The sequence below is a fragment of the Shinella sedimenti genome, from assembly GCF_022601905.1.
GTDB lineage: Bacteria > Pseudomonadota > Alphaproteobacteria > Rhizobiales > Rhizobiaceae > Shinella > Shinella sedimenti.
In genome coordinates this window covers 1-13,199 of record NZ_JAKVIN010000007.1, presented here as the reverse complement: position 1 = coordinate 13,199, position 13,199 = coordinate 1, and the positions used below count along the sequence as shown (strand labels likewise).

The 13,199-nt window shown below is 58.5% G+C and carries 10 protein-coding genes and 1 pseudogene; 3 read left to right on the top strand and 8 right to left on the bottom strand.

All coding sequences use genetic code 11. The annotated features are described in order from the left end of the window. Window positions 1-58: 58 nt before the first annotated feature. The 5 genes from fhuB to MKI86_RS16360 form a co-directional block, all read right to left on the bottom strand. On the bottom strand, window positions 59-2,041 hold the full coding sequence (gene fhuB / locus MKI86_RS16380; RefSeq protein WP_256465740.1) for a Fe(3+)-hydroxamate ABC transporter permease FhuB: 1,983 nt from the start codon (window positions 2,039-2,041) through the stop codon (window positions 59-61). Further along, window positions 2,038-2,829, bottom strand: a complete 792-nt coding sequence (locus MKI86_RS16375; protein WP_241602600.1) for an ABC transporter substrate-binding protein — start codon at window positions 2,827-2,829, stop codon at window positions 2,038-2,040. The genes fhuB and MKI86_RS16375 overlap by 4 nt, the downstream gene beginning before the upstream one ends. 127 nt (window positions 2,830-2,956) lie before the next feature. Further along, window positions 2,957-5,404 carry a TonB-dependent siderophore receptor gene (locus tag MKI86_RS16370; protein WP_241602597.1) on the bottom strand — a complete coding sequence of 816 codons (2,448 nt, stop codon included), beginning with the start codon at window positions 5,402-5,404 and terminating at the stop codon, window positions 2,957-2,959. A gap of 152 nt (window positions 5,405-5,556) precedes the next feature. Then, window positions 5,557-6,546 carry a FecR family protein gene (locus MKI86_RS16365; RefSeq protein WP_241602581.1) on the bottom strand — a complete coding sequence of 330 codons (990 nt, stop codon included), beginning with the start codon at window positions 6,544-6,546 and terminating at the stop codon, window positions 5,557-5,559. A gap of 100 nt (window positions 6,547-6,646) precedes the next feature. After that, the gene (locus MKI86_RS16360) at window positions 6,647-7,135 is read right to left on the bottom strand and encodes an RNA polymerase sigma factor (protein WP_241602578.1); all 489 of its coding nucleotides are present in this window, start codon (window positions 7,133-7,135) and stop codon (window positions 6,647-6,649) included. 171 nt (window positions 7,136-7,306) lie between these two features. On the opposite strand from MKI86_RS16360, the gene MKI86_RS16355 reads away from it, so the two are divergent. After that, the gene (locus tag MKI86_RS16355; RefSeq protein WP_241602575.1) at window positions 7,307-8,146 is read left to right on the top strand and encodes an ABC transporter ATP-binding protein; all 840 of its coding nucleotides are present in this window, start codon (window positions 7,307-7,309) and stop codon (window positions 8,144-8,146) included. Window positions 8,147-8,362: 216 nt separating this feature from the next. Here MKI86_RS16355 and MKI86_RS16350 read toward each other — a convergent pair whose 3' ends face one another. Further along, window positions 8,363-9,586 carry an MFS transporter gene (locus MKI86_RS16350; protein ID WP_241602571.1) on the bottom strand — a complete coding sequence of 408 codons (1,224 nt, stop codon included), beginning with the start codon at window positions 9,584-9,586 and terminating at the stop codon, window positions 8,363-8,365. Window positions 9,587-9,724: 138 nt separating this feature from the next. Here MKI86_RS16350 and MKI86_RS16345 point away from each other — a divergent pair. Next, a pseudogene (locus MKI86_RS16345) lies at window positions 9,725-9,955 on the top strand (IS5/IS1182 family transposase); the annotation flags it as partial. A 117-nt stretch (window positions 9,956-10,072) separates the two neighbouring features. On the opposite strand, the gene MKI86_RS16340 reads toward MKI86_RS16345, so the two are convergent. Next, window positions 10,073-11,232, bottom strand: a protein-coding gene (locus MKI86_RS16340; protein ID WP_241602568.1) for an IS3 family transposase whose coding sequence is annotated in 2 segments (ribosomal slippage) — window positions 10,073-10,896 and window positions 10,896-11,232 — 1,161 coding nt in all. Because the reading frame shifts where the segments join, the coding sequence is not laid out codon by codon here. A gap of 613 nt (window positions 11,233-11,845) precedes the next feature. Here MKI86_RS16340 and MKI86_RS16335 point away from each other — a divergent pair. Beyond that, the gene (locus tag MKI86_RS16335) at window positions 11,846-12,049 is read left to right on the top strand and encodes a hypothetical protein (RefSeq protein WP_241602566.1); all 204 of its coding nucleotides are present in this window, start codon (window positions 11,846-11,848) and stop codon (window positions 12,047-12,049) included. A 297-nt stretch (window positions 12,050-12,346) separates the two neighbouring features. Here the strand turns inward: MKI86_RS16335 and MKI86_RS16330 are convergent, their stop codons facing one another. Then, window positions 12,347-12,592: a hypothetical protein gene (locus tag MKI86_RS16330; protein WP_241602564.1), complete on the bottom strand. Its 246-nt coding sequence runs from the start codon at window positions 12,590-12,592 to the stop codon at window positions 12,347-12,349. Window positions 12,593-13,199: the final 607 nt, after the last annotated feature.

Genomic DNA, 13,199 nt, shown 5'->3' with positions numbered 1-13,199 from the left:
GCCATGCAATATTCGCCCTCGGAGAGCACATGCATCGCTCGGAAACCGCTGTTGCGCCTCATGTTCTTCTTCCGATCAGGAACAGTAGGAAAGGCCCACCGATGAGCGTCGCCAGAAGGCCTGCCGGGATCTGGTAAGGAAAGATCAGGTTTCTCCCGGCCCAGTCGGCAATCAGGAGGATAAGCCCACCCATCAGGGCAGATGAAAAAAGATGACCCGCCACGCGCCGAAAGCCGACGAGGCGGGCGAGATGTGGTCCCATCAAGCCCGAAAAACTAAGTGGGCCAACCAGCGTTGTTGCCGTGGCGGTCATGACGGCTGCGATTGAAAACAGGATCGATCTGCTTCCGATCAGAGGCGTGCCCAGCGAGGATGCCGCCGCTTCGCCCAGCGACAGAAGTTCAAGCCAGCGCGCGATCAGCGGAATGGTGAGGCAGCCCAGAAACAGGACGGTGGTGGAAGAGATGGCATCGGAGAGCGTCACGGCATAGGTCGATCCGGAGAGCCAGCTTAGCACTTGCCCCAACCGGGGATCCTGGCTTGTCATCAGCAGCGCGATGATAAAGCTCGAGATCGAACTCAGCGATACGCCAAGAAGGAGAAGCCGGCTTCCGCCATAGGCGGGGCGGCGCGACAGGATCAGCATGGCCACGAGCACGATCAGTGCACCTGCCGCACCAGCGCCGATCTGCCCCCATCGTGTTGGCAGCGCGACTGTCATGATGAACAGGATAGTGCCGACCATTGCGCCCGAGGAGACGCCGAGAATTTCCGGAGAGGCCAGCGGATTGGATGTCATGCGCTGCAGGATGGCGCCGGCCAGCGCCAGCATCGCACCTCCGGTAAATGCGCAGGCCGCACGCGGCAATCGCCAGGTCGAAAGGCTCATCAGCGCGTCACCGCTGGAGAGTTCCCAGCCGCCCAGCCCGCGACCGAAGGCGACCGCAAACCAGAAAAGTGGTGCGCTGACAACGATCAACGTTACCAACAGTAGGGCAGGGCGTCGCATTTGAGCCAGCCTTGGCCGCGCCCTTTGTTCCGGCACAGTGGTCGGTCTCAGTCGGCGGATCATCACGATCAGCAAAGGTGCCGCGAGCAGACCTGTGATTGTTCCAACAGGGAAGAGGCGATAGGTGACGGGAAAGGCAAGCACGATCTGGTCCGTCAGCAGCAGGAGCAGCGCGCCGATCAGGCTCGCCCACACAATCCCCTTGCCGGTGCGTCGCATGCCGAGACCGCCCGCGATGGCCGGCGCCGCAAGGCCGATGAAACTGATTATACCCACCTGTGCTGTTACCAGCCCGGTGAGCGCGGTCGCCAGAACCAGGGCGATAACGCGGAATGTCGTGGTGGGCAGACCCAGGCTGCGGGCACTGCGGTCGTCGAGGGAAAGGATTGTCAGCGGGCGGAGAATGAGCGCCACGGCGATTGCCAGACATCCAACACGGGGGGCCAGAAAAAGCACGCCCGTCCAGTCCTGCTGGTCCAGATACCCCGCGCCCCAGATGAACAGTCCGAGCAGCAGTTCATGATTGAACAGCGTCAGCACGGCGCTGGCTGCTCCGCAATAAAGGCTGACGATCAGGCCGGATAAGGTCACGGTCTCCGGTGAAAGACCGCCTCTCCACGATAGACCCAGAACGGCAAGAAGCGCGAGTGCTGCCCCAGCAATCGCGATCCACGTCTGGGCGACAAGCAGGATGGAAGGTGCGAAAACGCCGGCAATCGCAAGTGTCAGGTAGGCGCCCGCCGAAACGCCAAGCGTTGCGGGTTCTGCCAGAGGGTTTTTCAGGATCCGCTGGAGAAGTGCGCCGGAGAGGCCGAGGGCCCCGCCGGCCATCAGGGCCATCACGATGCGCGGCAGGACCGTGTAGTGAAGCAGCAGTTCCGCCGTGCTGGATGGGTTGGGAAACAAGATCGTGCTCAAACCTGCCCCGGGAGGTAGGATGGCGCGGATGTTTTGCAGGCAGACGGCTGCGGCGGATATCGCCATTATGCCCAGAACGGCCGCCGGATGGCGGAGCACATCGCCCGGCCTCATGGGGCAGCGGTGCCCGTCAAACCGAAGGATGCCATTCGCGCAAAACGCTCTGCCGAAGGAAGGCCGCCGTAAAATAGCACGTCGTCTATCGCGACGGCTCGCTCTTCCCGGACAAAGGGAAGGCTGGCGATGACAGGCGATCGCAGTGCCGCCTGCAAAAGCAATCTGCTTTCGCGTCCGACTGACAACAACCTTGCATCGGGCCGTCGGGCAAGGGCATCGATCGTGACGGTGGCATGACCATAGGTAGAGGTTGGGCCATCCCATGCGTTCTCAATGGAAAACTGGCTGAACAGACTTTGAAACAAGCTGTTCCTCCCAAAGACCAAGGCGCGGCGGGTGTCGAGAAGCGTCACGATATACACCGCCCTCCCGTCATAACTCCGCAATCTCGCTGCGGCCTCGGATAGCCCCGCGTCGTAGACATTCATGTAGGAGGAAAATGCGTCAAGTTTTCCGATCTCGTCGGCGAGTCTTTCGAGCTTTACGCGGGCACTCGCAAGTTTGTTGGCGTTTTGGGGATCGTCATTGGCATCAGGATCGAAGAGAATGGAAGGGGCGATCATATCCAATACCGGTCGCAGCATGTCGAGCTCCGGATGCATGACGATCAGATCCGGCGCCAGGCTGTTCAGCAGCTCAAGATTTGGCTCCGAACGAAGACCGAGATCGTAGGTGCCCGGCGGCGCTGCCGGCTCCACCACGCGCTCGCCGTAACGCGTGCGCTCGGGCAGCGTGATGACGTTTGCGCCGAGCGCCAGCAGGTTTTGTGCACTGGTCCAGTCCAAGGCGGCAATTCGATACGGCGGAGGCTTACGGGCACCCGATGTCGATGGGAATGCAAAAGACATCAGCCCGCCGAGAAAAGCCCGGCGGGGGATGAGGTGGCGGGATGTCCGTCGTTGGATCAAGCGCCTACCATTTGTAGGCGAGGGTGGCGTTGACGGCGCGCCGGTTGCCGTAAACAACAGTATTGGAGTAGAAGCTGGGCGTGAAATACTTCTCGTCTGTAAGGTTGGTGCCGCTGATCGCAAGGGTCAGGCCATTCAAGTCGGGATTTTTCGCGCCAAAATCATAGGAGATCGAAGCGTCGAGAAGGGTATGGCCGGGAACTTTGATCTGCGATCCTGTTGTCGTGTCCATCACGGCCATCGAGCTGCCGACGTAGCGCGCACCCGCGCCAAGTCTCAGGCCGTCGAACGTGTCGTCCTGAATAGCATAATCAAGCCAGAACGATGCAGTATGATAGGGCACAGACGCTGAGCGGGACCCGATTGCACTGACGCCGCTCATGTTCGGGTTGTCTTCAGTGACACGCGCATCCGTGTAGGAATAGCCGGCCGTCAGACTGAGCGCGTTGGTCAGGCTTGCCTTGGCTTCGAGTTCGAAGCCTCGCGAGCGTACCTCGCCTTGCTGCACGGCATAACCGACATGCAGCGGGTCTGCCGTCGAGACGTTCTGCTGGGTGATCTGGAAGACCGAGGCGGTGAACAACGCGTTCCACTCAAGTGGTTGGTATTTCACGCCTGCTTCGTACTGTTGGCCCGTTGTCGGCTTGAAGGGGTTGCCCGAGAAATCGATTGATGAGTCCGGCTGGAAGGAGGTCGCGTAACTGACATAGGGTACGACGCCGTTGTCGAACACGTATCCAAGGCCGATCCGGCCGCTGAAGGCGGCATCGTCTGTTTTCGTCACGCTGTTGGAGAGATTGTCGTAGAGCTTACCGTTCACCCAATCATAACGTCCGCCGAGCGACAGGATCCAGTTGTCCCACTTGAGCTGATCCTGCGCATAGATGCCGAACTGCGACGTGACGACCCTATCATCCGACCAGAGCGGATCATAAGTCAGCGCAGGGCCGCCATAGACCGGATCGAGAACATCGATCGTGATGAAGTTGGAAGAGTTGGCGCGGCTTTCCTTGCCGGAATAATAACCGTAATCGGCGCCAAGCGTTACCGTGTGGCTGACGGGCCCGGTTTCGACCTCGCCGCTGACATTGTTGTCGAAGAGGAAGCTGTTGGTAGTCTTAGGCCGCTTCTGGGTGCCGATATTGGCGAAATGGCCATTAACCAGCGTCGTCGGCCAGTCCCAGATGAAACCGGCGGTATAATCCACTTTGGAATGGCTGAAGCGGGCGTTCTGGCTGTACGTCCAGCCATTCTCGAATTCGTGCTTGAACTCGTTGCCGACCGATGCGCTTTCGACCTTCCATTCGGTGAGTCCAGGTACGCCGAGATAAGTGCTGGACGGGATCCGCACGCCATTGTCGAAGATCGTGTTGTCCATCGGCAGGCTCTGCTCGCCGCCACCCTTCGACGTCTTCTGGTAATTGGTGAGCAGGGTGAAGCTCGTTGCATCGTCCGGCTTCCAGGTGAATGCCGGTGCGACGTAGAGGCTGTCGTCGGGGGAGTGGTCAATTTGCGTTCCGCTATCGCGGTAAAGACCTGTCAGTCGATAAAGGAAGGTGCCGTCTTCGTTCCCGGGCCCGCTGAAATCGAGCGCTGTTTGCTTTCTGTTGAAACTGCCATACTGGACCTCAACTTCCCGCAAGGGCGTCTCGGTCGGGCGCTTGGTCGTCGCATTGACGAGGCCGCCTGGTGTTGCCTGGCCGTAAAGGACAGAGGAGGGGCCCTTCAACACGTCGAGGCGGTCGAAAGCATACATCTCGATATCGCTGTCATAGCTGTTGAAGCCATTGCGCAGCCCATCGCGATAGTTGGCAAACTGGCCGATAGCCCTGAAGCCACGTAAATAGATGTCCGGCATTCCTTGGCCGCCAGGATAATCGATCATACGCACGCCGGGTGTATAAGCTACGGCGGAATTGAAATCGGTAACGCCGCGATCGTCCATCTCCTTGCGTGTCACGACGTTGATCGTCTGGGGCACTTCAAGGATCGGTGTGTCCGTTTTGGTGCCGGCCGTGCTGGTTCCTGCAACATAGCCATCAACGCCTCCCGCCTCACCCGCCAGGATGATCGGTGCCAGCGCGGTTGCGTCACCCGTTACACCGGCACTATCCGCCTGCACGGCGCTGATGATGGTAACAGTGTTGGCGTTGGTGAAGCTGAATTCAAGCCCAGAACCGGAGAGCAGGGTGGAGATCGCCTGCGACGTGTTCATCGTGCCGCGCACGCTGCGGCCGGATGCCGAGGCGGCCGGCGTTTCGGGGAAGACGACATTGATGCCGGTGGCGCGAACGATATCGTTCATCGCCTGGCGGATCGGCTTGGCGGGAATGTCGAAACTGTGCTGTCGACCCGCGAGCGCCTGTGCCGCTGCTGGTGTGACACCGATGTCGCCAACGGCAAACCCTGCCATCATCGTTGCAGCCAGCAGGACCATGGTCCTGTTTTTCAATGCGTTGCCCCTCATAAGTCGCCCTCATGCCAAATAAAACGAGCGTAGCCTGCCGGTGTTCGGCATTAGCCTCTCATAAGGGGTGTCGTCCGAGCAGACGTACCACCCTCACATTCTCTCAAAAAAATTCTTGGGTGGCTCTATGGCAGATGTCAGGGGCTGACCACGGTCACACGACCAAAACTGTTCAGGCGGAAACCGACCGACGACTGCAGGGCAGCAAGCGCCTTGTCGGTATCGTGGAGCGCGATATTGCCGCTCACCCTGAATTCGGCGATGCTCGAACCCAGAAGCACGATGCGTCCGGCGCGATAACGTGCAACTTGGGCAAGCACGTCCGCGAGCCTGGCATTGGTGAAAATGTAGCGCCCATCATGCCAAGCCATCTCGTCTTCGATGATGGCCTGTTTGATGGGGCTCAGGCCCTCAGATCCGTAATCGACGCTTTCTCCCGGCTTGAGGATGACATCCTGTCCGGCACCGATCATGCCGACCTGCAAACTGCCCTCGGCAAGGGTCACCGTCACCTGCCGATCCTCCTTCAGCGAGACATCGAATTCGGTTCCTAGAACCTTCGCTTCCCCGCCCGCAGCTTCGACAATGAAGGGCGCGCCGGTATGAGAGATCCGGAAAAAGGCGTTCCCTCGCAGCAGCCTCACACGTCTTTCACTCGCAGAAATCGCGACGTCGAGCGCGCTATCGGCATCGAGCAGCACATGCGACCCATCGGTAAGCGCCAGTTCGCGACGGTCGCCGCGCGGCGAGACGAAATCGGCCTGCATGTTCTGCAAGAGATGAGGGTGCTCCAGCCAGGCCCAAGATCCGGCCAGCAGGAGCACGAGACAGCCGATGACGAAAGCGCCGGCCTTGCCTCTGGCCCGTTTCTCACGCAGTTGACGGATTTTTTCCAGCGGAAGAGCAAGATCGCCGTCCGCAGTGCCTCTTGCCGAACCGGAGGCGCCGAGATCAGACCATAGGCCGCCAACATCCTCGAAAGCTTGCTGGTGCAGTGGGGAGGCGGTAATCCAGTCGTGAAAGTCGAGATTGTCCTGACGGGAAGGTTTGCCGTTCATACGAGTAAACCAAGCAATTGCCTCTCGCTCGATCCGTGCCTCATCCGGAGAGATCTGCCTGTCGTCCATCGAATGAAATCGCCTCGGCTCGCAATCCGACCCGCCTGAACGGGCCTTCCTCTAAACATATCGTGCACGAGGAGCGATTGCCCTCACGGCGCCCGCCTGATTATCGTAACTGGCGGCAGGCAAGAAGGGCTTTGGCGATCTCGCGTTCGACGGTACTGTAGGAGATATCCAGCGCAACCGCGATCTCGTCATAGGTGCAGGCGTGAAAGCGGTTCAGCATAAAAACCTGCCGCGTCCGTTCCGGCAGGTTGGAAATGGCAGCCTGAAGGTGGCGGAGTTCCTGGCGCGCGCCAACGATCTGGTCTGGCGGGATCACAGCTTGGATATATTGCTCTTCGGTCACGCCGTGAGCGAGCTTTTGGCGCCTTTGCTCAGCCCGAAAATGGCTAATCGCCGTAAACTGTGTGGCTCGCGAGAGATATGCCGGCGTAAGCGAGGCATGCTCCTTGGCGCGAGCCCAAAGGATGGTAAAAACGTCCTGTACGACATCGGCTGCATTCGAGCGGCCGATCCGGCGCCCGGCCAGCTTCTCGAGCCGGAAGCGTTCCGATGCGTAAAGAGCCTCAAATTCGGATTGCTTGGTCGTCACGGTCGGCCATCGTTGATATAACTGGACTACGCCACTCCGCTTATAGACTTGGCGGCGCTTTAGCAATCTAATGTGGTTGTCTACGACGATTTATCATGCTGCGCGGTCAGAGCTCCAGACTTGATCTCGCAGGATTACCAACGGTAAACGGTGTCGAGGAACGTCGGGGAGATGTCTGTGTTGGGCTTGCGAAATCAGATCAAGAAATCGATCGGCAACCTGGGTGAGAGCGACGCGGGCATCGCCTTCGCAGTGAACAACATCGGCTTGACGATCGATGGGAGGGACATTCTATCTGATGTTACGCTTGAGTTTCCATCGGGTGAAGTCGTCGCGCTCGTGGGCCATAACGGGTCGGGAAAATCCAGTCTCCTGAAAATACTTGCTCGGCAGCTTGTGCCGACGGCGGGAATATCTACCTATGCCGGGCACCATCTCGCGACCTATCATGACAGGTCGTTTGCACGGTCAGTGGCCTATCTTCCCCAGGACCTGGGAACGGGCTCGGATATGACGGTGCGAGAACTCGTTGCTTGCGGGCGTTATCCTTGGCATGGCGCTCTCGGCCGCTTTTCCGCTGCAGATCGCGAGAGGGTGGATGCCGCAATTCGCGCAACCGGTATCGATGCCTACGCTGATCGTCTGGTGGGAACGCTCTCGGGAGGCGAACGGCAGCGGGCCTGGATCGCGATGCTCGTTGCCCAGGACGCAAGCTGCCTGCTCCTCGACGAGCCGACGGCGGCGCTGGATATCGCACATCAGATGGACGTGCTGTCACTCATACGCCAGCTGGCTCACGACAGCGGAAAGAGTGTGGTCATCGTTCTACACGACATCAACATGGCCGCGCGCTTCTGTGATCGAATTCACGCATTGAAACGCGGACGCGTCGTCGCCACCGGGCTGCCGCAGGACATTCTCGTCCCGGATACCTTGCATGCCATTTATGGGATCGAGATGAATGTCATCGCTGCCTCGAACGCATCATACCCGATCGCCTATCCCCTTTGACGTTGTCCACCCAGCATCTCACTTTGCTCAAGTGCATTATTTTGTGATTGGCTTCCGCTTGAGGCGGATATCCACTCTTTATGCCTACCGTCGATGGAGCTTTCCCGGTTCGGTGACGTCACCCGGATAACGACTGGTCGGTATCCGGGCGGGCGGTCGTCATGGCAGCTGTTTGCGCAAGCCAACCCCGCCAGTTGCCTCGGCTGCCCGAAACAATCATTTATTGCGTCCGTACAGGAAGGCCGCCACTGCGAAGATCTGGATTGCCGCTGCCACTATAAAAACGGCAGGTTCGGAGAGCGTTCTGACGATGCCGAACAGCGCGGGTGCAAGGGCATACGTCGCCTGGCTCAGCGCCACGATCAGCGGCACGACGCGCGAGACATCGGCCTTGTCGAATTCCACCTGCGCGATGAGAGGCGGGAGCGACGTGGCGTTGCCAATGCCCAGGCCGAAAAGCAGGACACCGGCAATTATCGCGGCAGCGTGTTCTCTACCCGTCGCAAGAAGCGTCAGGGAGCCGATGATCTGGACGCCGTAGCTTGCGGAAGCGATAAGACGGCGGTCCGCGGAAGCCGGCATAAACCAGCCCATGCCCGTGCGCCCGGCAATTGCAGCAACGGTTGCACCCCCCATCAGCACGCCCGCGCCCTCCGCGCCAAAGATCGGAACCACGATCGAAAACAGATGCGCCAACAGTCCTATCTGCGCAAACAATCCGGCGGCCATACCCGCTGAGAGGGTTATGAATCGCCGATCGCGCCACAGCAAACCGCGTGGCAAGGACGGAGCGGGCGAAGACGCTGCCACCGCATCCACCTGGCTCGACTGCGCTCCATCCGGAGATTGCCCCAGGGCCTCAGGCGATTTTGAAAACACCAGAACAGACAGGGCGGCGACTGTGGCGATCATGGAAATGCCGACAATGATTGCAGCCTGTGAAAATCCACTCCAAGCGATGAGAGCAACCCACAGTGGCGAAAAAACCACGCCACCCACGCTCGCCCCATTATAGGCCATCGACAATGCCGCAGGTCGTCTGCGGACAAACCATGGAGCGACAATTGCGTTCACGGCCGCAGCCCCCATGGCAACCCAACCTGATCCACTCAAAAGAGCGGCCGCAAACAGATGCCACGGCTGGCTGGCCAGTGACCAACCGCCGACCCCGATGGCAAGAAGAACCGCTCCGGCGAGCGTTGTCACCGGAACGCCCCAATGCCGATAAAGCCGAGGCAGATTTGCAACGACGACCGCCCCGATGAGAAAATGCAGCGTGACAGCGGCAGATACGAGCGCGACCGGCCATCCCGTCCGCTGAACCACCATCTGCAGATAGATCGGCGGTCCATAAAAACCGACACCCCAGCCAAACATGGCGAGAAGGAAGGTTGCGGCGACCACATGCCAGCCGAAGAATGATGAGGTTCTAGATGTCATGACAGGGTTCCAATGGTTATTGGCCCTTATCGCAGCCTCAAAGATGCAAAAGCTTCGGTCATGACCGAAGTGTCCAAGGCATGATCACGCTGGAGCCGTCGCTGTCACCTGCCGCGCGGGCAGCATCGCCACTGCCGCAAATGGCTGCCGGCAGACCGTGGTTGTGATGCCGACAGCTCTCGCGATGCGTTACAAGGGAAGGGGAACACTCATCGCATTCCGCGCCGGAAATCCCGTAACAACACAAGCAAATAAGACAATCGGCGCCGCAGACAGCGCATCCGGATCGAGGACATGTTTGGGCGTCTCGAAGACTGGCGGTGTTTCACTACGCGCTACGATCGGTGTCCAATGGCCTTTCTATGCTAACACTCTCGCCGTACCCTTGATCTTTTGACGCTGATCATGAGGCCTAACCTTACCTAGTTCTGCATGCAAATCGGCCTAGAGTAGCTGGAGTGCTCCCCGTTTCGCCGGACAAGTCGGCTAGTTTGATTTAGCCCTGATGAACTGCCGAGGGGAAGCCATCTTGAGCGCGGAATGTGGATGGATTTCATTATAGTCCTCGATCCATCCGTCGATGAACTGGAGCGCTGTTTCTGCGTCCGGTAGTGCTGCGATGCGGATATAATCCCGCTTCAGGGTTTTGACGAAGGCCTCCGACATGCCGTTCGACTGCGGGCTGGCTACCGGCGTGAAGCAGGGTGTCAGATTGAGTGCTTGCGCAAACAGCCTCGTGTCCCTCGCGGTGTAAGCAGAGCCGTTGTCCGAGAGATGCTCGATTGCGTGCGGGGCTCGGGTTGCTGCGAACCGCTTGGCGACTGCCGTCCAGGCGATGATCTCCCGGTCGAAAGCGTCGATGATGAAGGCGAGACGGATGACCTCGCCGTTCCAGCAAGTGAACTCCAGCCCATCCGAGCACCAGCGCAAGTTCGAACGCATGACCATGACCTTGCCGTCATGGATGCGGCCCTTGCGAACGGCCGTATGCTTCTCCAGCAACATGGCGTGGTTGCCCATGATGCGGTGAACCCGTTTTGCGTTGACGACAGGCTTATCGGCGGCTCGCCTTTCGCGATTGAGGAGCGCGGCGATCCGCCGATAGCCATAGGTTGTCCTTTGATCTACCAGCCTGCGAATGATGGGCAAAAGCTCTGCATCCTCGGCCTTGTGATTGGAGCCGCGCGGCTTCGATCTGCCTTTCAGCCGCTCGATGAGGTTGGAACGGGATACGCCCAGCGTATCTGCGACGGCCTTCATCGCGAACCGTCCTTCGGCAACAAGATCGGCCGCGATATCCGTTTTTTTGGGTCTGCTTTGGACAAGGCTTCCCGAAGGATTTCGACCTCCATCGTCTTGCGGCCGAGCATGCGCTCCAGCTCGCGGACGCGATCTTCCAGCTTCCTCACTTCCGAATTGCCGACCACCGGCTCGTCAGAATCCACGGCTGCAGCACCTCCCTCGCTCAAGAGCCTGCGCCACCGATAAAGCAGATTGGGCGCGACGCCATGGCGGCGAGCGGTGGACGATACCGTCTCGCCTGGTTCGAAACTCTGCTCAATGATCGTCAGCTTATGCTCGGTTGTCCACCGCCTGCGGCGAACATCACCCGTCAGCAATTCAACGTGTCGATACTCGTTAGACATAAGCCTATACCCAAGCCTGTGCTTGAGCCTTTCTGCTTATGCCGACTGTCCGGTCGAAATGGGGGGCAGTTCAGTAGCATTATTTGCAAATTTTTCGCGCAGTGGGACGCGCAGGAGAAGCAATCGTGGGATCTCATGGCCTGATTTTGAAATTCAGCTTTCAGTTGCCCGCACCACTCCCGAGGACATCAGCAGCCGTGAGGCCGAGATTGGGTCTCTACGGGAGCAATTGGCGAACAAGCTTTGCCCGCAGAGCGCGCAGTTGGGGACGATGCTTTATAGGTTTGGATGCGGAACGAGACACGAGCTGGCGGTGGCAGAACACTGAGCATTGATGATGCCGCCGCAACTCTTCTACCTGGGGCTCTTCGGAGAGGTTGTGGGGCCGTACCCGCTACCGCCTCATTGAACCAACCGCATACGCACGTAGCGATTCGTATCCGCAAAATAACGGTTTTGACCCGGCAATCAACGGCTCCCTGCTGATTGAAGACGGCTGCGGGAACGCGTTATAGGCTTACCGCGATTCTTGGATCGTGAAAGTTGCGCGCGACCAAAAATTGCATTTTACAGTTGGCCGTCCTATAATTGGGGCTGGGCTCTGGAGGGGACGATGTCTAAAGCGAACGACAATGCAGACACTGAATTTTTTATGACAGCAATGGCGATGGTCCGAAAAAATTTTCACGAGGGAAAGACCGCCTCTGAGACCAAGCATGCGTTTGAGCGCCTCTACAATGAAAGACTTGCGTGGCCGAGAAACCCTAAGACAATTGCGGAGGCCGCGGTCGAGGATGTGCCAGACGCTCCCTCTTGACGCTACTCCTTACACCCAAACAGAAACACTGAATCCGTTGCGTCAGATTTGACGCGCGTTCGATTCCATGAAACTTTCTGAAAATCTTTTTCCGGCTCTGATCATATAAGGATGGGCAAATGCCGCATCGCACAAAAAATGAAGCTCAAGCGCGACTGGCATTGGGAGTGGCGCGCGTTTCAGCCCTGCAGGGCGATGATGCGAGGGCATCACTTGAGAAGTTAAAGGAACATCTCGCCATAGTTGATGCCCTCGAAAGTTCATGTGGCGGTGCCGTGCCGACGCCCGACGCAACTCTCACTTCCGATGACGCCGCATCTTCGTAGGATTGTTGAGAAGGTCGGCGTTGTGGAGATACGCGATCTCGATGAAATGCGCGAGTTGCCAGTCACATTCGCTCGCTTTTTCCCTTAACTCACGAAGCATCGTGTGAATGTATGCGAGATTTTCGGCAGGTGTTGGAACCGCGACAGGCTGCTTCGCGGGCTTTGCTTCGGGCACTTCGGATTCCGTGACGTGCAATCGTACAACCGTTTTATCCATCGACAGTTCCTCCTTAGACAATTGCTGCAACCCTACGTTACTGTGGTTACAGATTTGATCAATTCTAATTAATAAATGATGAATAGTTGCACGCTATTTTAGAGGAGGCGTCGGCGGTGCAACCGTCTAACGTTACGGAACGTTAATATATGAGCCTCGTGTAAGTAGCGGTTTTTCTATCGCTTTCGCCAGCGATCCAGGGAAAGCGCGGATCACAGCTCGTCCGTCGGGCCTACCCGCGAGACCGACTAATCGATTTCAGGCATCATCAACTGACGGGTCTGATTTGCTGATCGATCATCGTCGCATACGGCCTCTCGATTGAGGTATGTTTTGCATCGGCAGGGGCAGGGCAAAACTCGACGTTACGCCACCCAGGCGATATCCCGGCAACACGCGAAGGCCCGCGTTGCACTTGCGCATGCGCCGGTGGACGAGGAAGGGCTAGCGTTTCACAGACTGCGGTGTGGTGCCATGCCAGTCTTGTCGGCTCTTCCAGTGGTCTGGTAGCCGCTCAACCTCGATCTTAAGTAAGCGGGGAGCTGAGGCCGTTTAGGCCTGGTAATTCCATGGCATGAGAGCGTCGATCTCGCTGCTGGGCCACCCC

Bases quoted from the DNA above. Each gene is read 5' to 3' on its own strand.
- fhuB (WP_256465740.1), bottom strand. From the start codon at position 2,041: ATGAGGCCGGGCGATGTGCTCCGCCATCCGGCGGCCGTTCTGGGCATA.
- MKI86_RS16365 (WP_241602581.1), bottom strand. From the start codon at position 6,546: ATGGACGACAGGCAGATCTCTCCGGATGAGGCACGGATCGAGCGAGAG.
- MKI86_RS16355 (WP_241602575.1), top strand. From the start codon at position 7,307: ATGTCTGTGTTGGGCTTGCGAAATCAGATCAAGAAATCGATCGGCAAC.
- MKI86_RS16350 (WP_241602571.1), bottom strand. From the start codon at position 9,586: ATGACATCTAGAACCTCATCATTCTTCGGCTGGCATGTGGTCGCCGCA.
- MKI86_RS16335 (WP_241602566.1), top strand. From the start codon at position 11,846: ATGTCTAAAGCGAACGACAATGCAGACACTGAATTTTTTATGACAGCA.
- MKI86_RS16330 (WP_241602564.1), bottom strand. From the start codon at position 12,592: ATGGATAAAACGGTTGTACGATTGCACGTCACGGAATCCGAAGTGCCC.